General features: G+C 73.8%; 21 protein-coding genes. 6 read left to right on the forward strand and 15 right to left on the reverse strand.

The features are described from left to right. Positions 1-79: 79 nt before the first annotated feature. From NE235_RS09260 to NE235_RS09270, 3 genes are read left to right on the forward strand one after another with little or no spacing between them, the layout of a single operon-like run. Positions 80-610 carry an RNA polymerase sigma factor gene (locus tag NE235_RS09260; protein WP_252800711.1) on the forward strand — a complete coding sequence of 177 codons (531 nt, stop codon included), beginning with the start codon at positions 80-82 and terminating at the stop codon, positions 608-610. Continuing rightward, positions 607-1,023: a carboxypeptidase-like regulatory domain-containing protein gene (locus NE235_RS09265; RefSeq protein ID WP_252800713.1), complete on the forward strand. Its 417-nt coding sequence runs from the start codon at positions 607-609 to the stop codon at positions 1,021-1,023. The genes NE235_RS09260 and NE235_RS09265 overlap by 4 nt, the downstream gene beginning before the upstream one ends. After that, a complete protein-coding gene (locus NE235_RS09270; protein ID WP_252800715.1) occupies positions 1,016-3,559 on the forward strand; it encodes a CHAT domain-containing protein in 2,544 nt (847 codons plus the stop codon). The genes NE235_RS09265 and NE235_RS09270 overlap by 8 nt, the downstream gene beginning before the upstream one ends. Positions 3,560-3,575: 16 nt before the next feature. On the opposite strand, the gene NE235_RS09275 is transcribed toward NE235_RS09270, so the two are convergent. Together NE235_RS09275 and NE235_RS09280 are read right to left on the reverse strand one after the other, a co-directional pair. Continuing rightward, entirely contained in the window at positions 3,576-3,899 is a 324-nt protein-coding gene (locus tag NE235_RS09275) for a hypothetical protein (protein WP_252800717.1), read from the reverse strand. Between the two features lie 79 nt (positions 3,900-3,978). Further along, positions 3,979-4,800, reverse strand: coding sequence for a helix-turn-helix transcriptional regulator (locus NE235_RS09280; protein WP_252800719.1), 822 nt, complete (start codon positions 4,798-4,800; stop codon positions 3,979-3,981). 139 nt (positions 4,801-4,939) lie between these two features. Here NE235_RS09280 and NE235_RS09285 point away from each other — a divergent pair, with 139 nt between their 5' ends. Next, positions 4,940-5,305 (forward strand): DUF2203 domain-containing protein, encoded by a 366-nt coding sequence (locus NE235_RS09285; RefSeq protein ID WP_252800721.1) that lies wholly within the window; start codon positions 4,940-4,942, stop codon positions 5,303-5,305. 14 nt (positions 5,306-5,319) lie between these two features. Here NE235_RS09285 and NE235_RS09290 read toward each other — a convergent pair whose 3' ends face one another. From NE235_RS09290 to NE235_RS09315, 6 genes are all read right to left on the reverse strand, one after another. After that, positions 5,320-5,925 (reverse strand): short chain dehydrogenase, encoded by a 606-nt coding sequence (locus tag NE235_RS09290; RefSeq protein WP_252800723.1) that lies wholly within the window; start codon positions 5,923-5,925, stop codon positions 5,320-5,322. Continuing rightward, complete coding sequence (locus NE235_RS38110) at positions 5,922-6,812, reverse strand: helix-turn-helix transcriptional regulator (protein ID WP_252800725.1); 891 nt, start codon at positions 6,810-6,812, stop codon at positions 5,922-5,924. The genes NE235_RS09290 and NE235_RS38110 overlap by 4 nt, the downstream gene beginning before the upstream one ends. A 191-nt stretch (positions 6,813-7,003) precedes the next feature. Further along, complete coding sequence (locus NE235_RS09300; protein ID WP_252800728.1) at positions 7,004-7,837, reverse strand: sulfurtransferase; 834 nt, start codon at positions 7,835-7,837, stop codon at positions 7,004-7,006. Between the two features lie 50 nt (positions 7,838-7,887). After that, positions 7,888-9,006: an alkaline phosphatase family protein gene (locus NE235_RS09305; RefSeq protein WP_252800730.1), complete on the reverse strand. Its 1,119-nt coding sequence runs from the start codon at positions 9,004-9,006 to the stop codon at positions 7,888-7,890. Further along, the gene (locus NE235_RS09310; RefSeq protein WP_252800738.1) at positions 9,003-9,593 is read right to left on the reverse strand and encodes a DUF5998 family protein; all 591 of its coding nucleotides are present in this window, start codon (positions 9,591-9,593) and stop codon (positions 9,003-9,005) included. Before NE235_RS09310 ends, NE235_RS09305 begins: the two co-directional genes overlap by 4 nt. 447 nt (positions 9,594-10,040) lie before the next feature. After that, positions 10,041-12,740, reverse strand: coding sequence for a bifunctional acetate--CoA ligase family protein/GNAT family N-acetyltransferase (locus NE235_RS09315; RefSeq protein ID WP_252800740.1), 2,700 nt, complete (start codon positions 12,738-12,740; stop codon positions 10,041-10,043). Between the two features lie 142 nt (positions 12,741-12,882). Here NE235_RS09315 and NE235_RS09320 point away from each other — a divergent pair, with 142 nt between their 5' ends. After that, entirely contained in the window at positions 12,883-13,776 is an 894-nt protein-coding gene (locus tag NE235_RS09320; RefSeq protein ID WP_252800742.1) for a carbohydrate kinase family protein, read from the forward strand. Positions 13,777-13,933: 157 nt separating this feature from the next. Here NE235_RS09320 and NE235_RS09325 read toward each other — a convergent pair whose 3' ends face one another. From NE235_RS09325 to NE235_RS09345, 5 genes are all read right to left on the reverse strand, one after another. Beyond that, entirely contained in the window at positions 13,934-16,051 is a 2,118-nt protein-coding gene (locus NE235_RS09325; protein ID WP_252800744.1) for a RecQ family ATP-dependent DNA helicase, read from the reverse strand. A 63-nt stretch (positions 16,052-16,114) separates the two neighbouring features. After that, positions 16,115-16,438 (reverse strand): ArsR/SmtB family transcription factor, encoded by a 324-nt coding sequence (locus NE235_RS09330; RefSeq protein ID WP_252800746.1) that lies wholly within the window; start codon positions 16,436-16,438, stop codon positions 16,115-16,117. An 80-nt stretch (positions 16,439-16,518) separates the two neighbouring features. After that, the gene (locus tag NE235_RS09335; RefSeq protein WP_252800750.1) at positions 16,519-17,649 is read right to left on the reverse strand and encodes a lactate 2-monooxygenase; all 1,131 of its coding nucleotides are present in this window, start codon (positions 17,647-17,649) and stop codon (positions 16,519-16,521) included. A 25-nt stretch (positions 17,650-17,674) separates the two neighbouring features. Continuing rightward, positions 17,675-19,483 (reverse strand): chloride channel protein, encoded by a 1,809-nt coding sequence (locus NE235_RS09340; protein WP_252800752.1) that lies wholly within the window; start codon positions 19,481-19,483, stop codon positions 17,675-17,677. A 149-nt stretch (positions 19,484-19,632) separates the two neighbouring features. Beyond that, on the reverse strand, positions 19,633-20,112 hold the full coding sequence (locus tag NE235_RS09345; protein ID WP_252800754.1) for a MarR family winged helix-turn-helix transcriptional regulator: 480 nt from the start codon (positions 20,110-20,112) through the stop codon (positions 19,633-19,635). A 158-nt stretch (positions 20,113-20,270) separates the two neighbouring features. On the opposite strand from NE235_RS09345, the gene NE235_RS09350 reads away from it, so the two are divergent. After that, positions 20,271-22,787 (forward strand): DNA gyrase/topoisomerase IV subunit A, encoded by a 2,517-nt coding sequence (locus tag NE235_RS09350; protein WP_252800760.1) that lies wholly within the window; start codon positions 20,271-20,273, stop codon positions 22,785-22,787. A 41-nt stretch (positions 22,788-22,828) separates the two neighbouring features. Here the strand turns inward: NE235_RS09350 and NE235_RS09355 are convergent, their stop codons facing one another. Both NE235_RS09355 and NE235_RS09360 read right to left on the reverse strand, forming a co-directional pair. Next, positions 22,829-23,422 (reverse strand): GNAT family N-acetyltransferase, encoded by a 594-nt coding sequence (locus NE235_RS09355; RefSeq protein WP_252800763.1) that lies wholly within the window; start codon positions 23,420-23,422, stop codon positions 22,829-22,831. Between the two features lie 163 nt (positions 23,423-23,585). Continuing rightward, entirely contained in the window at positions 23,586-23,942 is a 357-nt protein-coding gene (locus NE235_RS09360; protein ID WP_252778589.1) for a hypothetical protein, read from the reverse strand. Between the last annotated feature and the right edge of the window lie 10 nt (positions 23,943-23,952).

Here is a 23,952-nt window from a genome sequence, read left to right on the forward strand (position 1 = left end):
GGAGGGGCGGCGCCGCCGAAGCCGCCCCTCCTTCAACTCATCGTAGTCACTCAGATACTTTCCGCTAATATTTCGGCGCGTGGACTGGAACGAGACCGGTGAACTGGTGAGACGGGCCCGGGCGGGTGACCCGGCGGCGTGGCGGGCCCTCGTCGACCGCTACTCCCGGCTGCTGTACGCGATCGCACGCTCGTACGGACTGGGTGGCGCGGACATCGATGACGTCGTGCAGACGACGTGGCTGCGGCTGGTCGAGCGGCTGCCCCGGCTGCGCGACCCGGCGCGGGCGGGCGCCTGGCTGGCCGTCACCGCCCGCCGGGAGAGCCAGGCGGTGCTGCGGCGGCGCGGTCGCGAACGCCCCCTCACCGGTCACACGCCGACGGTGACCGGGCCGCACCACGCGGTGTTCGGGCGGGAGCTCGCCGGGTCGGTGGCCGCCGCGCTCGACACCGTGCCGCCCCGCTGCCGCGCGCTGCTCGAGCTGTCCATCGCCTCCCCGCGCCTCAGCTACGCGGAGATCTCGACGGCACTGGGCGTGCCGCTGGGCAGCGTCGGCCCGACCCGCACCCGCTGTCTCCTCCACCTGCGGCGCCGGCTCGGTGTGGCGTGACCGACGAGGAGCTGATCGAGCGGCTGCGCACGGCGTTCCCGCCGGTGCCGGGCCACCTGCTCGCCGTAGGGCTGGCCGCGTTCGGCTGGCTGGTCCCGGACGCGACGCTGGCGACGCTCGCCTACGACGCGGCGGACACCCCGGCCGGAGTGCGCGGCGGCGAGCCGCGGACGCTGACGTTCGCCGGGCCGGACGTCCGCGTGGAGATCGAGATCTGCGGGCGGGAGATCGTGGGGCAGCTCGCGCCCGCGGCGGACGCGGAGGTGATCCTCCGGTCACCCGCCGGCGAGCGCGGCACCCGCACCGACGAGTCCGGCGGGTTCGTCCTGCCGGAGGTCCCGGCCGGCCTGGTCAGCCTCCTGTTCCGGCCGGCCGACGGCACGTCGATCGTGACGAGCTGGATTCATGTCTGACCTCCTGGCGCTCGCGGCGCACGATCCGCGCGGCGTGTACGCCACCGCGTCGGAGCTGCGGGACACCGGCGACCCGGGGCAACGCGTGCTGGCGCTGCGGGCCCTCGGCCTGGCCGGCAAGGAGCTGGGCCGGCTCCGGGAGGGCATCGCGCACCTGCGTGAGGCCCTGCGCCTCGCCGAGTCGGCGCGGCTCGGCTACGCCGCCGCCCAGGTGCGGATGAACCTCGTCGGCCTGCTGGCCGCCGGCGGGGACATCGAGGGCGCGCTGGCCGCGGCGGACGCCGCGGCGCCGGTGCTGACCGGCGCCGACGCCGACCGGCTGCTGGCCAACCGCGCCTACCTCCTCGCCCGGAGCGGCCGCATCCGCGAGGTCGCCCGCATCGCCCGGACCTGCACCGACCCGGAGATCCTCGTGGGCCTGCGGATCAACACCGGGCTCGCGAAGGCGTACGCCGGCCGGCTCGGGCGCGGGGAGGCCGACCTGCGGGTGGCGCTCGCGGTCGCCGAACGCGCGGGTCTACGGCACCAGGCGGCGATGGTCCGGCACAACCTCGCGTTCGTCGCCATGCGCCGCGGTGACCTCCCCCGCGCGCTGGCCCTGTACGACGTGGTCGAGCCGGAGTTCGCCGGCGCGGAGGAGCGCCTCTGCCAGCTGCGCGTCGACCGGGCCGAGGCACTCATCGCCGCACGGCTGCCCGGAGAGGCCCGTGTCCTGCTGGCGGACACCGTCGACCGGCTGACGGCCGGCGGCTACCGGTGCGACACCGCCGACGCCCTCTTGCTCCTCGCGCACGCCGAACTCGCCGACGGCGATCCGGAGGCCGCCGCGGAGACCGCCCGGCGGGCCCGGGCGGAGTTCGCGGAGCGCACCGGATCCGCGCTCCTCGCCGAGCAGGTCGGCCTGCGCGCCCGCTGGGCGCACGGCGACCGGTCCGCCGCCCTGCTCGCGGCGGCCGAGCGGACGGCCGAACGGCTGGCGGCGTACGGCTGGGCCTCCGCCGCGGCGGACGCCCGTACGCTGGCGGCCCTCGTCGCCCTCAGCCGCGCGGACCCGGACCACGCCGAGCACCTCCTCTCCCGGGTCAGGGGCGGCACCGTGAGCACCCGGGTCGCGGCCCTGCACGCGACCGCGCTGCTCCGGCTCGCCCGCGGCGACCGGCCCGGCGCGTCCGCCGCCGTCCGCGCCGGACTGCGCGCCGCCGACGAGCATGCCGCCGCGCTCGGCGCGGTCGAGTTGCGCGGCCGCGCGGCGGGATGGGCGGCGGAGCTGGCCGACCTCGGGGTCCGGCTCGCTACCGGTCCCCGCGCCCTGCTGGTGGCGGCCGAGCGGGCACGGGCGATCGCCGGCCGCCCGCCCGCCGTACGCCCGCCCCGCGACCGGCGACTCGCCGGGCTGCTCGCCGAACTGCGCCGTGTCAGCGCCGAGGTTCCCGGCCGCCCGGAGCTGCAGGCAGCCCAGCGCCGTCTGGAGGGCGCCGTCCGCGCCCGGTGCCGCCACCTGTCCTCCAGCCGGGACGCGGTCGCCGGGTGGGGCTGGCTCGTCCCCGCCCTCGCCGAGGCGCTGGGCGACCGGATGCTCGTCGAATTCGTCCGTGTCGGTGCGGATCTCCTCGCCGTGACCCTGGCGGACGGACGCTGCCGCCGCCGCGTCCTCGGCCCGTACGACAAGGTACGGACCGACGTGCGCCTCGTGCGATTCGCCGTCTCCCGGCTGGCCCACGACCCCGGCAACGCGGCGGCGCGCGCCTCGCTCGCGGCCACCGCGGGTCGCCTGCACGCCCGGCTGATCGCGCCGCTGTCCGTCGGGGAACGGCCGCTGGTCCTCGCACCGGTGGGGGCGCTGCACGGCCTGCCCTGGGCCGCCCTGCCCTCCCTGACGGGCCGCCCGGTGACGGTCGCGCCGTCCGCCGCGAGCTGGCTGCGCGCGATGCGGACACCGTCGGCCGGCGGGCACGTGACGCTCGTCGCCGGTCCCGATCTCACGCACGCGGACGAGGAGATCGGCGCCGTACGCGCATCGCACCCGGAGGCTCGGGTCCTCACCGGCGCCGCCGCGACCGCCGAGAACGCCCGGTCCGCCCTCGACGGCGCCGCGATCGCCCACATCGCCGCGCATGGAGCCTTCCGATCAGGGAACGCCCTGTTCTCCGGCCTCCGTCTGGCCGACGGGCCCCTGTTCACCTACGACCTGGAGCACCTGGAGCGACCCCCGCGCCTGCTGGTCCTGTCCGCCTGCGACGCGGGTCGCGTGGAGATCTACGAGGGTGAAGCGGTCATCGGCATGGTCACCGCCGCCCTGGGCTTCGGCACCGCCACGGTCGTCGCCGCCGTCACCCCGGTCGGCGACGCCGCCGCCCGCGACCTGATGACGGGTTTCCACCGACGCCTCGCCGCGGGCGCGTCCCCCGCCGACGCCCTCGCCACGGCCTCCGGGTCCCTGTCCGCCCTCGGCTTCGTCTGCTTCGGCGCCGGCCACGATGGGCACGCGTCGTCCGGATGTGACGATGGTCCCCGTCCAGGGACAGCGGCGCTTTGAGCCAGGCTTCACGGCATCACCCGCGAGAAGGCCACAGCCCTGTCAGCACCTCGAAGTGCTGGACGGTGGGCACCGAATCCAGCAGGGTGGCGCGGGCGGGGGACGTCACCCGCTCGCGCTCGTGATCCTCACCCGCGAAGGCCTTGACCGCGTCCATCGACGTGAACAGGGTCACGGTCCTGATCTCCACCGACGCCCCGGTGGGGCGCGCGAGCAGACAGGCGCCGCGGAAACCGGCGACGCCGCCGAGGGCCTCGAGGACCTCCGATTCGAAGACCTCGTGATATCGCGCGGTCTCCCGCGGCCCACGCGTCCGAGCCTGCCAGCTTCTGGCGATCATGTGGCGTTCCCTTCGCTACGGTTCCGGTGACCCCACGAGTCTCGGACCGGCGCGGCCGGCGGTGCTTGAACGTCATTGCTCATTTCGCCGCCGCGAACAACGCCCGCAGCTCTCGCGGCGAGTGACCGCACTCTTCCCGGACCGTCCTGGTCAGATGAGCGTGGTCGGCGAAGCCGAGCCGGGCCGCCAGGCCGGCCAGATCCCGCTCGCCCGCCTCGATCGCGTCCAGGGCGGACAGGGCACGGACCCGGTTGCGATAGCGGGTCAGGGTCATCCCCGTCTCCCGGTGGAACACACGGCTCAGATGGTACGGAGAGCAACCGGCGTGCCGGGCGATCCGGCGCAGCCCCACGGCGCACGGATCCTGGGCCAGGAGCTCCCGCGCGGACTCGACCAGCTCCCGCCGGGCGATCGCGGTCCCCGGACGGGCCCCGGTGACCGTTCGGTCCCCGGTCTCCGCCGCGAGTCGGCACAGTTCGCCCACCACGCGGATCGTCATCTCGGTCACCTCAAAGGGGTCGGCGCACCCGGCGGCCCTGGCCGCCAGCAGCCGGTGGGCGACGGCGAGAGCACCGGAGACGAAGACCGACGGCCGCGCCGGCCGCTCCTCCGTGATCTCCGCCATCAGCGAGGCGGAGACCAGGACGACCGTGCAGACGTCCTCCCTGCCCGGCCGGTGGGCGATGCTCTGCTCCTCCCCAGGAGCCCCCAGGTAGGCGAGCGCGGGATCCGCGAACATCACCCGCCCGCCGACCCGGGCACGGAACGCGCCGCGGCGGACGAGCACCAGCCGGTGCCGAGCGGGCACCTCCGGATCCGACCAGTCCGGGCTCTCGGCCCGGATCCTCAGGCGCTCCAGGGCGAAGCCGTCTCCTACTGCCACTGACGTCACGGTGCGCATGACAGGACGTTAGGGCCTGTCCCGACCTGTCGGCGCGGCGGCGGCCGCCACCGGTCAGCTCCGGGTTCAGTGGCCGGTTCCAGGCGTTCCGCGGAGCGGATCCGTACGGTCGGCGCTTCGCGCCGGTAGCGTACGGTCCGTGACCGACCGTGTCTTCACGCTCGGGGAGGCTCGAGCGCTGCTTCCCGAGGTGCGCCTGCACATCGATGCGATCGTCGCCGCCCGCGCCGACCTCGCCGAGCTGGCCTTCGACCTGCGCTCGGGCCGGCCGTCGCCGCTGGGCGGCACCCCTGAGCTGAAGGCGTACGAGGCGCGCATCGACGAGGCGGTCGGGTGGTTCACCATCCAGGGCATCGAGGTGAAGGGCGTCACCCCCGTCCTCGTGGACTTCCCCGCCTACCTGCGCGGGGAGTCCATCCGCCTGTGCCTGCTGGAGACCGAGACGGCGCTCACCTGGTACCACCGCGCCGACCTCGGCTTCGCCGGGCGGCGTCGCCTGCCCTAGGAGTCCGCGCGCGGTCATCCATAGGCGCGGATGATGCGGCCGGTGTCGTCACCTTCGACGCAGTGCAGGTAGTGGCCGACGAGTTCGTCCATCGGCACCGGGCGCATACCGGGGAAGTGTTCGGCGAAGGCATCGACGGAGTCGCCGACCAACGTGGGGCTGACCACGTTGATCCGCATCCTCCGCGGTAGCTCGATCGCGGCCGACAGACCGAAGCTGTGCAGAGCGCCGCTGATGACGCCGCCGCCGGTGACGTGCGGCCATGCCCGGTCGGCGAAGATACCGGACGTCAGGGTGAAGGAGGCGCCGTCGGCGCAGTGGTGCTGGCCGGTGAGGACCAGATCGGCCTGCCCGAAGAACTTGGCCCGCATGTTCTCTTGCAGCGCCTCTGGGGTCAGCGTCGTGAAGTCGTCGAGCGCGCCGTGCGCCGCGATGCTCACGACGCCGTCGACCGCCCCGACCTCGCGGTACATGGCCTCGATGGCCGGGTGGGAGGTCAGGTCGACGTGGACGTCGCCCGAGGTTCGCCCAGCCACGACGACGTCATGGCCGCGTGATCGCAGGGCGGGCACCAGACGTCGTCCGATCGTTCCGGCACCGCCGACGACGACGATCCTCATCGTGCCTCCTCCTTCCGGGACGGGGTTCCTGGCGCGAGGCGTCGTTCGAAACTCTGTGCCAGCAGAATGAGCGCGTCGGCGTCGGTCGTGCCAGGACGCGCGTAGAACAGGCCGATCTGCTGGTCATCGTCAGGCAGGGTGACCGTCTCGTTCACCAGAGTCACCCGCCCGACGACAGGATGGGCGAGTTCCCGTAGGTAGGACGAGCAGGTGCGGACGGGGCGCCGCGCCCACATTCGCGCGAACTCCGGACTGTCGACGGCGAGCCGGCCGACGAGGTGTTCGAGTCCCGGGTCGGCCGGGTGCCGCGCCACCGCCTGATGCAGGGCCGCGACGGTGACCTGCGCCTTGGCATGCCAGTCGCGGTACAACGCACGGTGGTGCGGGTCGAGGAACAGCATCCGGGCGATGTTCGGCCGAACGCGCGAGTCCGGGGCGTCGAAGTCGACATGGCCGGCGAGCAGCGCATGGCCGAGACGGTTCCACGCGAGGACGTCGGCGCGGTGATCGATCACGATCGCCGGTGATCCAGGGATGGCGGCGAGCAGGTCACGTACTGAGGGCCGCAGCTTGCTCCTGCGGGCACGAGGGCGAGTCGGTCTTCGCGGAGTGGCGAGGATCCGCAGGTGTTCATGCTCGGCCGGATCGAGTCGCAGCGCTGCGGCCAGCGCGTCGATGACAGCGTCGGAGGCACTGGTGCTGACCCCCTGCTCCAGTCGCGTGTAGTAGCCGACGCTGACCCCGGCGAGCTCGGCCAGCTCCTCCCTGCGCAGCCCCGGGACCCGCCGGCGAGTGACGCCGGGCTCGATACCCGCCGCATCCGGCGTCAGGCGTTCGCGCCGGCTGCGCAGGAATCCGCCGAGATCGTTCGCTCCTTTGTTGATCACAACCCCATCGTCCCGCCGATCACCGGCTTCCGCCTGCCCCGAACAGGGGCACCCTCGCGGACCTCCGTGTGTTACGTGCTCCTCTCACCGGCGGTCCATCGCATGCGCAACGAACGGGTGCCGGGGTACCAAACAACCCCTTCGGGGCCGGCGGTGGGCCGGGGTCCGGCGGCGGAGCCCGGCCGGGACGGCTACGCCCCGGTCTGGTCGCCGGTCTCGATGGGACGGGTGCCGTCGGCGATCCAGTTCGACCAGGACCCGGCGTACAGGGCGGCGGGCACGCCGGCGACCGTCAGAGCGAGGACCTCGTGGGCGGCCGTCACCCCGGAGCCGCAGTACGCGCCGACCTCGGCGGCGTCCGTGGCACCCAGCTCGGCGAACCGCTCGCGGAGCAGGTCGGCGGGCAGGAACCGGCCGTCGATCCCGACGTTCCCCGTGGTCGGGGCGCTGACGGCGCCCGGGATGTGCCCGGCGACCGGGTCGATGGGCTCCACCTCGCCGCGGTAGCGCTCCAGCGCCCGGGCGTCGAGCAGGACACCGCTCTTGGCCAGGGCGGCGGCACCCTCCGCGTCGAGCACCGGCAGGCCGCCCGGACGGGCCGTGAAGTTCCCCGGCTCGACCTTCGGCGTCTCGGTGGTGACGGGCCGGCCGGCCTCGACCCAGGCGTGGTAGCCGCCGTCGAGGACACGGACCCGCTGATGCCCGAAGTATCGGAGGGTCCACCAGGCGCGCGCCGCGGAGGTGGAGTCCGCCTCGTCGTAGATCACCACGAGGGCGTCGTCACGAACCCCCGCCCGCCGCATCGCGTCCTGGAACGCCTGCCGCTCCGGAAGCGGGTGCCGGCCGGCCGGGCCGGGCGGCGCCGCGAGGTCGCGATCGAGATCGACGAAGACCGCACCTGGCAGGTGGCCCCGCCGGTACGCCTCGATGCCGGGTGGACCGCCGAGTCGCCAGCGGACGTCGAGCAGGACGACGTCACCGCGGAGTTCCCGGGCGAGTGACTGGACGTCGATGAGAGATCGCACGCCGCCAGTCTGACCGTTAATCCCGCCCTCGGCGAGAGGCCTCTCGGGGTTCATCCTCGATCCTCCCGGGACAGGAGCGGGACCAGTTGCTCGGCGGCGACCAGCGACCCGTGCATGCCGACGAGGGTGGACTCGATCGGCTCCGCCTCGGTCGCTACCAGGGCGACGTCGGCGTACGGGATGGCGAGGACGTCACCGATCCGGGCGGCCAGAGACGCCTCGACGGGCCCGAACAGGCCCTCGGCGATCGCCTCCTCCCGCGACAGCACCCATGCCCGGCCCGCGAGGCGCTCGCGCCAGGCGGCGAGCACGTCGGCGGCGGCCCCGGGCTCGGCGTACACGTGCCGGGCCCGCGCCTCTCCGCCGAGCAGGGCCACGCCCTTCCTCAGCACCCCGGCCTCGGCGTCGATGTCGATCCGGTCGGCAGGGTCGGTCATGCCATGGTCCGCGGTGACGTGGAAGGCGGCGTCCGGCGGCATCACCTCGGCCAGCCGCCGGGCGAGCAGGTCCACGAACCCCAGCTGGTGGCGCCAGGCCGCCGACCGGGAGCCGTGGACGTGCCCGGTGGCGTCGAGGTCACCGTGGTACACGGTGACGAAGGCGCGGTCGCCCTCCCGGATCGCCTGCTCGGCACGGGCGACGAGCTGCCCGAGCGCGTCCGCGGGGAGGTATCGGGCGCCCCGGTAGACCGCGCGGGTCAGGCCGCTGTCCGCGAACGCCCGGGCCGAGACGTGCGCCGCCGACACGCCCGCCGCGACGGCCCGGTCGTAGATCGTGGGCGCGGCCTGCCAGGTCAGCGGATCGATCCCGTCGCTCCAGCGGAGGCAGTTGTGCAGCCGCCGCTCCCCCGGCACGGCGACCTGGTAGCCGAACATGCCGTGTCCGCCCGGCGGCCGGCCGGTGCCGAGGGAGGCGACGCTGGTCGCGGTCGTCGACGGGAAACCGGCCGTCAGCGGCCGGCCCGCCAGCGAGGAGAGATAGGGCGCGGCGTCCGGGTGCGCCCGCAGCAGCTCCCAGCCGAGGCCGTCGACCAGGAGCACGCAGGCACGCGGCAGGGCGGGCAGGCCCAGGACGTTCGCCTCACCCGGCACGCCCAGCGCGGCGAGCACCGACGGCCCCAGGTCGGCCAGCGACTCCCGGCCGTACGCCGGAACGGGCAGGGTGGTCATCGGCCCTGCGCGGACGTGACCTCCGACAGCGCCTGCGCGAACGCGAGGACCTGCTCGACGGCGTCGGCGCCGTCGGCCGCCTCGCTCACCCGCAGTGACAGGTCGTCGGCCGTGAGCGTGCCGGTGTAGCCGTGGTCGGCCTCGCAGGACTCGTCACCGCAGGAGGCCGGCTCCAGATCGATGTGGGCGATGACGCCCCAGCCGATGGTGAGCATCACCTCGGTCGGCGGAACACCGGGGACGTACGAGGCGGGCTCGGGAACGACGCGCGTCACCGCCACCGACTGGACCCGGCCCAGGCGCACCGCCTCCGTCGTCGTGGAGGCGTGCGGATGTGGCACCGACTCGGTCGGTGGATGCTCGTCGGTGTGGCACACCAGCAGGCGTGTCGGCGACAGCACCAGGACGGTGACGTGCCGCCGGACCTCCATCGCCGGGTCGAACGTCGCCTCGTGATGGACGACGTAGGAGATGACGGTCTCATTGCCCAGGAGCGACTCGACCGCGTCCGCGACGAGCGCCGGATAGTAGCCGCTCCGCTCGATCGCGGTGCGCAGCCCCTGTGCCATCGCTCGGGTTTCCCTCATGGCTCCCATCCTGCACTGCTCCGGCGTCCCACGCACACCCACGGGTGGAGATGTGGATGACCGAGCGAATCGAGGGAAGCGTGAAGGACAGCGCTCGGGTCGTTCCCCCGCGCGAGGAGCCATGAGCGCACCGAGTGAACCGTGAGCACCGTGGCTCCGGTCACTCCCCGCCGAAGGAGGGCGCATGACTCGACCACCCGTCCCCCCACCGCAGCCGGAACCGCCCACACCGCAGCCGCCCATACCCGCTCCCGAGCCGCCGGTGCCGCCGCCGGAGCCACTGCCGGGACGGCCCACTCCCCGGCCGATTCCCGAACCCGACCCCAGCCCGATCCCGCCCATGCCGGACCCGGCCCCGCCTCCGCCCCCGGCCGACCTTCCCTGACTGCGGGGCCGTCCACCCGCCCGGCCGCGACCGCGTGAGCGCGGGCCGTGGACGGTGCCGGGTCAGGACGGCCTGAGCCGGCGCACGTTGTCGATGCGCGGACCCGGCGCTCTGGCGAGCCACAGGCGCGCGGACCGTACGGCGGCGCCGGAGGTCCGGGCGACCACCTCGAGCTCCAGCCGCGCGACCTCCGGCAGGTCGTCGGACAGCCGGGAGGCCCGGAGCAGCAGGTGCTCCAGGGCGGTCACGTCGACGGGTTCGGCGCCCCGATGTCCCAGGAGCAGCGGCGCGGCCCGGATCGCGCGGACCAGTCCCGCGGCCTCGACGTCCGTGAGCGGCGCGAGGCGGTACGCGCGGTCCTCGAGCAGCTCGGCGGTGGGATCCGCCAGCCCGAATGACACGATCGCGCCGAACGACGGGTCCTCCGCCGTCCGGATCTGCGTGACGACCCCCGTGCCGTCCGCCCGCTCCGCGCCGTGCGCGGGCTCGATGCCGTAGCAGGCGAGCAGTTCGGCGGTCCGCTGTGGGTCGATCTCCCGGCGGTCCACCGCCGCGGGGCCGGAGGAGCCCGTCGCGGGGTTCGCGGCAGGGCCGGGCGGGCCCGCCGGCGCGGCGAGAAACCCCTCGATCAGCGTACGGGCGCGGTCCCGGTCGACGCCGGGCAGCTCGGGAATCCGGCCCGGCGGCCGGCGACGCCGCTCGGCGTACCGGACGGCGTACGCCAGGGCGCGGACGGCGTTCTCGGGGGCGGGATAGGACGGCACACTGCCGTGCAGCAGCCCCCGCTCGCCGAGGTAGGTCGCGATGACCGGTTTCGCGGCGCCTTTCGCCTGCCGGACGATCGCGGCGGCCACCTCCGGATCCAGGCCGCCCCGCACGGGCGGGGCGAACACCGTGACCACCGCGTCGGCCGTCTCGTCGGCGAGAATCTCGGCCAGCGCCGCCTCGAACTCCGCCGGGCCCGCGGCGGGACCGAGGTCCACCGGGGGCAGCGGGTCGAGATCGGCGGCGGTCGCGGCGTCCTGGGCGAGCAGCGCGATGGAGTTGGAGTTGCCGACGATCGCGACGCGGCGGCCGGTCGGCAGGGGCTGGTAGGCCAGGATCTGCGCGACGTCGAACAGGTCCCCGAGGGTGTCGACCCGTACGACGCCGGCCTGGGCGAACAGCGCGCTGACGGCGTGGTCGGGCAGGCTCAGCGCCCGCGCGGCGTGGCCGAGCGGCACACCCTGGGTCGTACGCCCGCTCTTGACCGCGACGATCGGCTTCGCCCGGCTGATGCGGCGCGCCAGGCGGGTGAACTTGCGCGGGTTCCCGATCGACTCCAGATAGAGGAGGATCACCTCGGTGGCGGGGTCCTCCTCCCAGTACTGCATCAGGTCGTTGCCGGACACGTCGGCGCGGTTGCCCGCCGAGACGAACGTCGACAGGCCCAGTCCGCGCTCGGCGGCCCAGCGCAGGATCGTGATGCCCAGCGCGCCCGACTGGGAGAAGAATCCGACCGGCCCGCGCCCCGGCAGAGTCGGGGCGAGCGTGGCGTTGAGCCGTACGCCCGGGTCGCTGTTGGCGATGCCCAGGCAGTTGGGACCGACGACGCGCATGCCGTTCGCCCGTGCGAGGCGCACGAGATCGTCTTGGCGGGCACGGCCCTCGGGCCCGGCCTCGCCGAACCCGGACGAGACGACGACCAGCCCGTGGACGCCCTTGGCCGCGCACTGCGCCACGACCTCGTTGACGTGCTCGCCGGGCACCGCGACGACGGCCAGGTCGACCGGATCGGGGATCGCGGCCACGGTCGGATAGGCGCGGACGCCCGCCACGGCGGGCGCCGTCGGGTTCACCGGGAACACCGGCCCGGCGAAGTCGCCGCCGAGCAGGTTGCGCAGCACGGTCTGGCCGACGCTGTGCGCCTCGCGGCTCGCGCCGATCACCGCCACCGAGCCGGGGAACAGCAGCCGTCCGATCGAGCGGGACTCCGCGCGGTGCTCGCGGGCCGCCATGACCTCGCGCGACGTCTCGGTCGGCTCGAGGTCGAGGGTCAGCCGGATCACGCCGTCCTCGAAACGCTGCTGGGCCTCGTAGCCGGCCGCCCGGAAGACGGTGGTCATCCGGCGGTTCTCCGGCAGGACGTCGGCGATGAACCTCCGGATGCCGCGTTCGCGGGCCGCCGCCGCGATGTGCTCCAGCAGCACGGTGCCCAGGCCACGGCCCTGCTGGGCGTCCTCGACGAGGAAGGCGACCTCGGCGGTGTCCGCGGATTCGGCCGTGGCGGCCGTGTATCCCGTGACGGCCGCGCGCCAGATGTCCCCGCCGGAGCCGCCGGTCCCACCGGACCCGGCGGGACCGGCAGACCCGGCGGAACCGCCCGATCCTGTCGACCCGGCCGAATCGCCGGCCGCCGGATCGCCGCCCGAGCCCCCAGGCGCACCGCCGGCCGCGCCGGTCGAGGTCGCGTCACCGCCCGCGCCGCCGGGCGCGTCCGGGCGGCGGCCGAGACGGTCGTAGCGCACCACCGCGACCATCGCGTCCCCGATGGTGGCGATCAGGGCGACCCGGTCGACGTAGTCGACGGTCGTGAAGTGCTCGATCTCACGGTCGCTGAGCCGCGGCCGCGGCGAGAAGAAGCGGTAGTAGATCGATTCGGGCGACAGCCGGGCGTAGAACTCGCGCAGCAACTCGGCGTCACCCGCCCTGATCGGGCGCAGGTGCGCCGTTCCTCCGTCGGCGAGGACGACGTCGGCCTCCCAGTGATCGGGGTACGGCACATGTCGAGAGTAGGGGAGATCCCGATTTCGCGCCGGTTCGGGACCCACCCGGGTGGTGGGAGCTGTTAGGTTTTTCTCCGGGTCACGCAGGCAGGCCGCCGTTCGGGGGGTGGCAGCCGCAGGGAACAGGGTGGTGGACGTCATGACGCGCGTGGTCGTGGTCGGCGATCTGATGACCGATGCCGTCGCGCGAGCCGCGTTCCCGCTGGCGAAAGGCGGAGACACGCCGGCCAACGTGACGATGCACGGCGGCGGTTCGGGAGCCAACATCGCGGCCTGGCTGGCCGTCGAGGGCATCGAGTCGGCGTTCATCGGACGGCGGGGGGCGGACATCGCGGGACGCAACCGCGACATGGAGCTGATGGGCTACGGCGTCGACGCCCGGCTCGTCATGGACCCGGAGCGCCCCACCGGCACGTGTGTGGTGATGGTCACCCACAAGGGCGACCGGACCATGCTGTCCGACCCGGGGGCCAACGCCGCGCTGCTGCCCGAGGACATCCCGCAGGACCTGTTCGGTCCCGGCGCGCACCTGCACCTGTCCGGCTACTCGCTGCTCAACGAGGGTTCCCGGAAGGCCGCCCTGCACGCGATGCAGCTGGCGCAGAAGGCGCAGATGTCCATCACCGTGGACGGCGGCGCGAACTCCCATCTCAAGCGGGCCGGTGCCGAGCCGTTCCTGGAGTGGACGCAGGGCGCCGGGCTGTTGTTCGTGAACTCCTCCCAGGCCGAGGTGCTCACCGGCCGCGACAACCCGGAGCAGGCGGCCAAGGTCCTGGCCGCCTGGTACTCCCAGGTCGTCGTCAAGATGGAGGCCGAGGGCGCGCTCTGGCTCGACAATCGTGGCTCCGAGCCGGTCCGGGTGCCCGCCGAGCCGGTCGAGGAGATCGCCGACGGCACCGGTGCCGGTGACGCCTTCATCGCCGGGTTCCTCCCGGGCTGGCTGGACGGCAAGCCGCCCGCCGAGTCCCTGGCCAACGGCTGCCGTCTGGCCGCCCGAGCGATCAGCCACCTCGGCGCCCGCCCCATTCTCTGAAACCCGCGAGAAGCGACCCGGCGCACGCCCTGGCCGGGGCACCGCACGCGCGCCGATCGTTCGGCGCCGAGACCTCCGGTCGTACTCACGACCAAGAGTCTCGGCACTGACGAGAGGCCACCGGCCGTACCGACTCCCCACCGGCGACCGGGCCGGGTTAGGCGACCGTTGCGAGGGCCAGCGGAAGGACGGCGGGGACGCCGTTCTCGCGCAGGAGCCGGGCCACGACCGTCATGGTCCAGCCCGTGTCGACCTGATCGTCGACCAGCAGCACGGGGCCGGTCAGGGAGCGGACCGCGTCGGGGACGGCGAAGGCGTTCCACAGCGCGCGGACCCGCTGGGCGCTGTTGTGGCGGCGCGGGCCGGGTCCGCCGTCGACGTACGCGACCTGGCCGAGGTAGGGCAACCGGCCGATCGCGGCGACGCGCCGGGCCAGGTCGTCGATCATCCGCGGCCGGGTGGCCGAGGCCATGGCCAGCACGCCCGCGGGCCGGTCCGCCCAGTCCCAGGCCGACAGGACCTGCACGACGGCGCCGAAGACCTCCTCGGGCACCGGCGCGTCGGGGGCGCCCTCGGCCAGCAGATCCCGCAGGCGGTTGCCCCAGCCGATGTCGGTCAGCCGCCCGAGTGCCCGGCCGGGCTCGGCCTGCGACCCGGCGGGGATGCGCCCGGAGATCCCCTCGGCCTTCATGCCCGTGGGCCACATCCGGCGCGGCGTCAGCTCGGCACCGGGGCGGCTCAGCCGCTCCCGAGCGCGTACGGTCTCATCCTCGGGAACCTCGGCGGGCAGGTGCCGCCCGGTGCAGTTGTCGCAGCGCCCGCACGGCGCGGCCTGCGGGTCGTCGAGCTGCCGCCGGAGGAACTCCATGCGGCAGGACTCCGTGGTCAGGTAGTCCAGCATGGCCTGCTGTTCGCGGGAACGCTCGGCCGCGACCCGCTCGTAGCGCTCCCGGTCGTACGCCCAGGGGACGCCGGTCGCGGTCCAGCCGCCCTTGACCCGGCGGACGGCGCCGTCGACGTCGAGCACCTTCAGCATCATCTCCAGGCGGCTGCGCCCCAGGTCGACACGGGTCTCGAGGGCGGCGGTGGACAGTGTGCCGCCCGCCTCCTCCAGCGCGCGCAGCGCCTGGCGTACGACGGGCTCGGGAGGGAAGGCCAGGCCGGCGAAGTACGCCCAGATGTCGCGGTCCTCCCGGCCCGGCAGCAGGATCACCTCGGCCCGCTCGACGCCGCGCCCGGCGCGGCCGATCTGCTGGTAGTACGCGACCGGTGACTGCGGGGCGCCCAGGTGCACGATGAACCCGAGGTCGGGCTTGTCGAAGCCCATGCCGAGGGCGCTGGTCGCGACCAGGGCCTTGACCTTGTTGTCGAGCAGGTCCTGCTCGGCCTGCAGGCGCTCGGCCTGCTCCGTCTGCCCGGTGTAGGCGGCGACGGCGTAGCCCCGGTCGCGCAGGAACCCGGCGACCTCGTGCGCCGCCGCGACGGTGAGGGTGTAGATGATCCCGGAGCCGGGCAGCGCGTCGAGGCGTCCGGCGAGCCAGGCCAGCCGCTGCTCGGCTCCCCGCAGGCCGACCACCGACAGGCTCAGGCTCTCGCGCTCCAGCGGGCCCCGCAGGACGAGGGCCGCCGCGTCCGAACCCCCGGTGAGCTGGTCGGCGACGTCCCGCGTGACCCGGGCGTTCGCGGTCGCGGTGGTGGCCAGGACCGGCACGCCGGGCGGCAGCTCGGTCAGCAGCGTGCGCAGCCGCCGGTAGTCGGGCCGGAAGTCGTGCCCCCAGTCGGAGATGCAGTGCGCCTCGTCGACGACGACCAGGCCGGCCCCGGCCGCAAGGTCGGGCAGGACCTGGTCGCGGAAGTCGGGGTTGTTGAGCCGCTCCGGGCTGACCAGGAGCACGTCGACGGCGCCGGCGCGGACGTCGGCGTAGACCCGCTCCCAGTCCTCCAGGTTGGCCGAGTTGATCGTCGCGGCGTGGATGCCGGCGCGCTCGGCGGCGGCGATCTGGTTGCGCATCAGGGCGAGCAGCGGACTGACGATCACGGTCGGGCCGGCGCCGCGCCGCCGCAGCAGGGCGGTCGCCACGAAGTAGACCGCGGACTTGCCCCACCCGGTGCGCTGCACGACCAGCGCCCGCCGCCGCTCCACGATGAGGGCGCGGATCGCGGCCCACTGGTCCTCGCGCAGCCGGGCGTGGTCACCGGCGAGCGAGCGCAGGCACGCCTCGGCGTCCTGGCGGAGGGCGTCTTCGGCCGGGTCGGGACGTACGTCGTCAGCCATGCGTTCCTGCATACCAGGTCCGGCCGACGCTCCAGGCCGGATCGAGGGGCCGAACCCTCACGATCAGCGGATGAGCTCCGGCTGCAGGACGGCGTCGAGCAGGCCGGGGAAGCGGCGGTCGAGGTCCTGGCGGCGCAGCGTGAGCAGGCGGCGGGCGCCCTGGGTCCGCGACCGGGTGATGCCCGCCTCGCGGAGGATGCGCAGGTGATGGGACATGGTGGACTTGCTGACCTCCAGCCCCGCGTCGTGCTGGATCCGGCCGCACGCCGACTCCCCGAGGCGGGCGAGCGTCCGTACGGTCGCCAGCCGCGCCGGATCGGCCAGGGCGGCGAGCACCTTCGGGAGGGTCAGCTCCTCGGCGGGGGGATGGAAGGCCTGATCGCTCACGCGCCGAGCATAGGTCACGACCTGGTGAGTTCGGCGGGCCTCGGCGTCATCGGCCGGCCCGCCGGCCGCTCTTCCGCGTGTCACCGCTGCTCGTGCAGGTCGTCCGAGGACAGGCCGGCGACGTGGTCATGGCCGGACAGCCGGAGCGTGAGCTCGAGCTCGGCGAGCAGGCAGCGCAGCACGTGGCGGACGCCGTCCTCCCCGTCGAGGGCCAGCCCGTACACGTACGGGCGGCCCAGCAGGACCGCCCGCGCGCCGAGCGCGAGGGCCTTGAACACGTCCGCGCCGGTCCGTACGCCGCTGTCGAACAGCACCTCGATCTGGTCGCCGACCGCGTGGGTGATGATCGGCAGTGCGTCGAGGGCGGCGACGGCGCCGTCCACCTGGCGCCCGCCGTGGTTGGACACGACGATGCCGTCCATGCCCGCGTCCACCGCGCGGCGGGCGTCCTCGGTCGCCTGGATGCCCTTGAGCGCGATCGGGCCGTCCCAGTGCTCCCGGAGGAACGCCAGGTCGTCCCAGGTCAGACCCGGGTTACCGAAGACACCGGCCCAGTGGAGGACGGGGTCGTCGCCCGCCTTGGCGGTGAAGACCGGGTCGGCGAGGTAGTTCTGGATGCCGACGCGGCGCAGGAACGGCAGGTAGGCGTTGTCGAGGTCGCTCGGCCGCCAGGCCAGCGTGAACGTGTCGAGCGTGACGACGAGGGCGGTGTAGCCGGCGGCCCGCGCGCGTTCCAGGAGACTGACCGCCAGCTCGGGGTCGCCCGGCCAGTACAGCTGGTACCAGCGTGGGCCCGCGACCTCGGCGACCTCCTCCATGGTGTGTGACGCCGCCGTGCTCAGGACGACCGGCACCCCGAGCGACCGCGCGGCCCGCGCCGCCGCGAGCTCCCCCTCCGGGTGGACGATGTTCAGCACCCCGACCGGGCCGAGCAGCACCGGGGCGGGCAGGTCCGTGCCGAGCACCCGCGTGGTCAGGTCGCCGCCCGCCACGCCGCGGAGCATGCGCGGGACGATCCGCCAGTGCCGGAACGCCTCCCGGTTGGCGACCGCGGTGTCACCGGTGCCCGCCGACCCGGCGACGTAGTCGTACGCCTCTCGCGGCAGCCTCTCCCGGGCCAGCGCCTCCAGCCGGGTCAGGTCGGTCGGCAGCGGAGGCCTGACGTCGTTCAGGCCGTTGAGGTAGATCTCGAACTGGAAGTCGGCGTACATACGGCGCTCCTCCTCGCGACGGGAGTCACGGTATCGGGCTCCGTACGGGGGCGCGCGAGGCGTCGCCCCACCATCGGAGGACGCGCAGGTGGCGTTCCCGGTGCCTCTCCTCGGTGAGGTCGTGCAGCCGGGCCTGGAGCATGTCGCGGAGGGCGACGACGCCCAGCACCCGTCCGTCGTCCGGTTCGATGACGGGCGCGCTCGTGATGGAGTGCTCGGCGAACAGATACGACACCGAGCGCAGGGTGTCGTTGGCGTAGACGATCACGGGATCGGCGACCATGACGTCCGCCACCGTACGCGGGCCGGGCTCCTCGGCGGCGGCGCGCAGCGCGGTGTGGGTGACCACCCCGATCAGCCGGTCGTCCTCGGTCACCACCGGGTACAGGCGTCGCCGGTCCGTTCCGGCGGCCGCCTCGGCGACGGGCCGGTCGGCGCGGAACGTCACCGGGCCGGTACGGATGACGTCGCGGGCGAAGAAGCCCTCGAGCGGGTCGATGGAGTACTCGCGGGTCAGGTGCAGGCCGCGCCGGGCGATCTTCTCGGTGAGGACGGACCGGTCGAGGATGAGCGTCGACAGGGCGTACGCCGAGGTGGCGGCGATGAGCAGGGAGAGACCGGCCGCCCAGGCGTGCGTGAGCTCGAGGGGGAAGATGAGACCGGTCAGCGGGGAGCGCATCACGCCGCCGACCACGGCGGCCAGGCCGACCAGCGCCCAGAACCCGGGAAACGCGTGCGGGAACAGGTGCCCTTCCAGTGCCCCGAGCGCGCCGCCGATCATGAAGACGGGGGCGAGCACGCCGCCGGACGTGCCCGAGCCGAGCGACAGCGACCAGATCAGCGTCTTGACCACCAGAATCCCGAGGATGAGGCCCGTGGTCGCCCGGCCGGTCAGCAGCTGACCGATCACGTCGTAGCCGACGCCGAGCGCCCGCGGCTCGATCAGGCCGCCCAGTCCGATGATCGCCCCGCCGATGGCCGGCCACCACATCCAGTGCACCGGGAGCCGGTTGAAGGCGTCCTCGGCCCGGTACACCATCCAGGTGGCGGCGATCGCCAGCAGCCCGCCCGTGGCGCCGGACACGGCGCACATCGCCTGCACGCCCGTGGTCAGGTGGATGCCCGCGGTGGAGACGGGGAAGAGCGGCGCGGTGCCGAGCAGGAAGCCCCGCGCGACGGTCGCGACCGACACGGCGCCGACCACGGGCACGAAGCTCCGGGGGCGCCACTCGAAGAGCAGCAGCTCCACGGCCAGGACGACGGCCGCGAGCGGCGAGTTGAACGTCGCGGCCATGCCGCCGGCGGCGCCCGCGACGAGCAGCGTTTTGCGCTCGTCCGCCGTCAGGTGCAGCGCCTGCGCCAGGATCGACCCGATCGCCCCGCCCGTCATGATGATCGGGCCCTCCGCGCCGAACGGCCCGCCGGTGCCGATGCTGACCGCGGCCGACACCGGCTTGAGCACGGCGACGCGCGGGGTCACGCGGCTGCCGCCGGTCAGGATGGCCTCGATCGCCTCCGGCATGCCGTGCCCGCGGATCTTCTCCGAGCCGTACCTCGCCATCAGTCCCACGACGAGTCCGCCGGCGGTCGGCGCGGTCAGGAGCAGCCACCAGGGGTGGGGGTGGAGGCCGGGGGCCAGCAGTTCGGTGCCCGGCCGCCCGTAGAAGACCAGGTCGGTGATGAGCGCGACGAGCCGGAGCAGCCCCAGGGCGGCGAGGGCGGCGACGCCGCCCACCGGCAGCGCCCACAGGGTGACGAGCAGCATTCTCGGTCCGACGGTGAAGTCACCGAGGGACGGCGGCCGGCGTACCGCTCCGGTCGGCCGTGCGCTCACGTGATCCTCCTTCTGTGTCCCGCCCGTTCCTCCGTGGACACGGGCGACTCGGCGACGCCCCGCGGGCGTCGCTCACCTTCCGGCTCAGGCCGTCCGTCAGGCCGGCGGCCGCCCTGGGCGGCCGCCCGGGCGCCGCCCGCCGGTCCGGCTCAGGGCGGGACGGACCCGTACGGCCCGTCGGCGTCCGCGCGGTCCACCGCCTCGTGGAAGCGGTGCAGCGCGGCGGCCAGGACGGCGCGGTCGGACGGGGCGAGCCGGCCGAGGATCCGCGCGAGTTCCGCGCGCCGCCACGCCATGACCCGATCGACCAGTCGCCGGCCCGCGGGCGTGAGCGCCAGCGTCACGATGCTCCGGTTGCGCGGGTCGTGGCCGCGGACCACGTGGCCGCTCGCCTCGAGGCGATCGGCGAGCCGGGTCACCGACGACGCGCCCAGGCCGAGGCCTCGTGCGACCTTCGACGAGGGCGACGGGCCGTGGTCGGCGAGCACGACGAGCATCCGGAACTGGGAGAGGGAGACCCGCCCTTCCAGCAGTTCCAGGCTGCGGACCGTCACGCCGACCAGGTCCTTCGTGGCGGTCTGGAACGCGTCGATCTCCGCGTCCAGTGGCATGCCCGACGGATCCGTCACGACGAAAGTATTGCACAAGGCAAGACTTGCACTCGCCAAGCATCCGGTCGCCGACTTACCGAACCGGTCGCGGACTCATCGGAAGAGTCCGGGCGCGGACTTGCCGAAAGAGACGGACAGCGGCCAAAGATGTCGTCCGCACCGGCAAGAATGTCCTCATGGCACGACGCGGCACGCAGACCCCTCCCCCACCCGACTTCGAGGAGAACATCGTCGACGTCGACGTCTCCGAGGAGATGCGGGGCAGTTACCTCGAGTACGCCTACTCGGTCATCTACCAGCGGGCGCTTCCGGACGCGCGCGACGGGCTCAAGCCCGTGCAGCGCCGCATCCTCTACTCGATGAACGAGATGGGCCTGCGCCCCGACCGCGGGCACGTCAAGTGCGCCCGTGTCGTCGGCGAGGTCATGGGCAAGCTGCACCCGCACGGCGACAGCGCGATCTACGACGCGCTCGTCCGGCTCGCCCAGCCGTGGGCGATGCGGATGCGCCTCGTCGACGGGCACGGCAACTTCGGCTCCCTCGGCGGCGACGACTCCCCCGCCGCGATGCGGTACACCGAGGCCCGCATGGCCCGCGAGGCCATGCTCATGGTGGACGGCATCGACGAGGAGACCGTCGAGTTCCGGCCCAACTACGACGGCCAGGAGACCGAGCCCGAGGTCCTCCCCGCCGCCTTCCCGAACCTCCTCGTCAACGGCGCCTCCGGCATCGCGGTCGGCATGGCGACCAACATGGCGCCGCACAACCTCACCGAGGTGATCGCCGCCGCCCGCCACCTGATCGACGCCCCCGACGCGTCACTCGACGAGCTCATGCGCTTCGTCCCCGGCCCCGACCTGCCCACCGGCGGCAAGATCGTCGGCCTGGAGGGCATCCGCGACGCGTACGAGACCGGGCGCGGCACGTTCCGCACCCGGGCCACGGCGCACATCGACCAGGTCACGCCGCGCCGCAAGGGCATCATCGTCACCGAACTGCCGTACGCCGTCGGCCCCGAACGCGTCGTCGCCAAGATCAAGGATCTCGTCAACGCCAAGAAGCTGGCCGGCATCGCGGACCTCAAGGACCTCACCGACCGCCAGCAGGGCCTGCGCCTCGTCATCGAGATCAAGAACGGCTTCCACCCCGAGGCGGTGCTGGAGGAGCTCTACCGCCTCACCCCGATGGAGGAGACGTTCGGCATCAACAACGTCGCGCTGGTCGACGGCCAGCCGCGCACGCTGGGGCTGAAGGACCTCCTCCAGGTCTACATCGACCACCGCCTCGAGGTCGTACGCCGCCGCAGCATGTTCCGCCGCACCAAGCGCCAGGACCGGCTGCACCTGGTCGACGGCCTCATGATCGCGCTGCTCGACATCGACCACGTCATCCAGGTGATCCGCGAGAGCGACGACTCCGCCGCCGCCAAGGCGCGGCTGATGGAGGTCTTCGAGCTGTCGGAGATCCAGGCGCAGTACATCCTCGACACGCCGCTGCGCCGCCTCACCAAGTACGACCGGCTCGAGCTGGAGAAGGAGAAGAAGCAGCTCACCAAGGAGATCGCCCAGCTCACCGCGATCCTCGAGTCGGAGCGGAAGCTGCGCAAGGTCGTCTCCGACGAGCTCGCCGAGATCGCCAAGACGTACGGCACGCCGCGCCGCACCGTCCTGCTGGAGTCCTCCGGCGAGGCCAAGACGGCGGCGGTGCCGCTGGAGGTCGCCGACGACCCGTGCTTCGTGCTGCTGTCCTCCACCGGCCTGCTCGCCCGGACGATGTCCGCCGAGCCCCTGCCCGCCGACGGCTCACGGGCGACCCACGACGTGATCGTCTCCGCCGTCCCCGCGACCGCGCGCGGCCAGATCGGCGCGGTCACGAGCGCCGGCCGCCTGATCCGGGTGGACGTCATCGACATCCCGGCCGTGCCGCCCACCGCCGTCCCCCCGACCCTGGCCGGGGGCGCGCCGATCAGCGAGTTCATCGCCCTGGAGCAGAACGAGACGATCGTCGGGCTCGCCTCGCTCGACGGCGGCCTCACCCTCGGCACCGAGCAGGGCGTCGTCAAACGCGTCGCGCCCGACTACCCGAAGAACGCCGACGAGTTCGAAGTGATCGGCCTCAAGGACGGCGACCGGGTCGTCCGCGCCGTGCACCTGGAGTCCGAGGACGACGACCTGGTCTTCGTCACCGACGACGCACAGCTCCTGCGGTTCCCCGCCTCGTCCGTACGCCCGCAGGGCCGCGCCGCCGGCGGCATGGCCGGCATCCGTCTCGCCACCGGCGCCAAGGTGATCTGGTTCGGCACCCTCGACGGTGCCCGGGAGTCGGTGGTCGTCACCGTCGCGGGCAGTTCCACCGCGCTGCCCGGCACCCAGACCGGCGCCATCAAGGTCTCCGACTACGCCGACTTCCCGGCGAAGGGCCGCGCGACCGGCGGCGTCCGGGCGCACCGGTTCCTCAAGGGCGAGGACACCCTGCTGTTCGCCTGGGCCGGGCCGATCCCGGCGAAGGCCGCGGGGACGACCGGCAAGGCGATCGACCTGCCCACCGAGCTCGGCCGCCGTGACGGCTCCGGGGTGAGGCTCCCCGCGCCGATCGCCGCGATCGGCGGCCCGGTCACCCTCGGCACGGCGGGCGCCGCCGGTCAGGCCGGGGACGCTCCCGCCGCCGAGACGGAGGAGTCTCCGGCGGAGTAAGGCCACACGAAGTCTGAGGGGCGGCCGTCACCGGCCGCCCCTCACGCATACCACCAGGGACGCCCGTGGGAGGGCGTCCCGTCCCTCTCCTCCTGTGGCTCGCCGGCCGGCCGCCCCGCCTGCCCGGCGCCCAGGGAACGCAGCATGCAGACCCGGGGCCAGCGATCGAGACCGAGCGCGGCCTCACGCCGGCGGATCGCCCGCAGCCCCGGCGTGAGCTCGGCCTCCGTCAGCCGCCGGAACCCGCACCGCACGTAATACGGGGCGTTCCACGGCACATCCTCGAAGGTCGTCAGCGTGAGCGCGGGCGCCCCCACGGTCTCCGCCCAGGCCGCCACGTGATCCAGCAGGGATCGGCCGATCCTCCGGCGCGCATGGTCCGGATGCACCGAGACCTGCTCGACGTGCACACCGGCGTCGATGGGTACCGCGACGAGATAGGCCACAGGACGATCGGCCGCGTCGGCTGCGACCCAGGCCATCCCGGACTCCTGGTACCGGAGGAGCTCACCGAGCGGAAACGGCTCGTCCTCGGCGATGTCCGGCATGCCGACGTCGCGGAAGCACCGCCCGGCGGCCACCTCGATGTCCTGCAGGATCGCGAGTTCGCCGGCGCGGGCGGCACGGATGCGCATCCGGCCATCATGGCCTCCGCGGCGAAGACCGGCATCCCGGTTTTCCCACCGGGCGGAGCGCGCCGGGCGGTCCGTGCCGGGCAGCGCACACCGAGCGGAGCGTGGCGGACAGAGCGCACCGGGCGGAGTACACCGAACGGAGCGCGCCGGGCGGTCCGCGCCGTCAGCGGCGCAGCGAACGGCCCCCGTCCCGCTGCGCGGGGATCTTGGGAGGCTGAACGGTCTCCGCGATGGCCGTCAGCAGGTCCGCCGGGCCGCCCATCACCTCCTCGTAGTGCCAGAAGCGCACGATACGCTCGGCCACCTCGTTCAGGCGGAACTCGTCACCCGAGAAACACCCGGCCGCGGCGAGACGGGTGATGACCGCCGCGTCGTCCGGAAGGTCCGCGGCGTACGCCGCGGCGTCGAGAAGGGCGACCGCGCTGCGCGCGTTCCGCCCGTCATCGCGTGCGTCGGCTCGGTTGAGTCGCCACCAGGCGTGACGACGCAGGCATTCAGCGATCATGCGGGAGTTCCGCATGCGGCCTCCT

Origin of the sequence: Actinoallomurus spadix (genome assembly GCF_024055725.1) — a bacterium.
Taxonomy (GTDB): domain Bacteria; phylum Actinomycetota; class Actinomycetes; order Streptosporangiales; family Streptosporangiaceae; genus Actinoallomurus; species Actinoallomurus spadix.

Coding starts and splice junctions, on each gene's coding strand:
- NE235_RS09270 (WP_252800715.1), top strand. CDS start 1,016: ATGTCTGACCTCCTGGCGCTCGCGGCGCACGATCCGCGCGGCGTGTAC.
- NE235_RS09275 (WP_252800717.1), bottom strand. CDS start 3,899: ATGATCGCCAGAAGCTGGCAGGCTCGGACGCGTGGGCCGCGGGAGACC.
- NE235_RS09280 (WP_252800719.1), bottom strand. CDS start 4,800: ATGCGCACCGTGACGTCAGTGGCAGTAGGAGACGGCTTCGCCCTGGAG.
- NE235_RS09290 (WP_252800723.1), bottom strand. CDS start 5,925: ATGAGGATCGTCGTCGTCGGCGGTGCCGGAACGATCGGACGACGTCTG.
- NE235_RS09305 (WP_252800730.1), bottom strand. CDS start 9,006: ATGACCACCCTGCCCGTTCCGGCGTACGGCCGGGAGTCGCTGGCCGAC.
- NE235_RS09310 (WP_252800738.1), bottom strand. CDS start 9,593: ATGAGGGAAACCCGAGCGATGGCACAGGGGCTGCGCACCGCGATCGAG.
- NE235_RS09320 (WP_252800742.1), top strand. CDS start 12,883: ATGACGCGCGTGGTCGTGGTCGGCGATCTGATGACCGATGCCGTCGCG.
- NE235_RS09325 (WP_252800744.1), bottom strand. CDS start 16,051: ATGGCTGACGACGTACGTCCCGACCCGGCCGAAGACGCCCTCCGCCAG.
- NE235_RS09335 (WP_252800750.1), bottom strand. CDS start 17,649: ATGTACGCCGACTTCCAGTTCGAGATCTACCTCAACGGCCTGAACGAC.
- NE235_RS09350 (WP_252800760.1), top strand. CDS start 20,271: ATGGCACGACGCGGCACGCAGACCCCTCCCCCACCCGACTTCGAGGAG.
- NE235_RS09355 (WP_252800763.1), bottom strand. CDS start 23,422: ATGCGCATCCGTGCCGCCCGCGCCGGCGAACTCGCGATCCTGCAGGAC.
- NE235_RS09360 (WP_252778589.1), bottom strand. CDS start 23,942: ATGCGGAACTCCCGCATGATCGCTGAATGCCTGCGTCGTCACGCCTGG.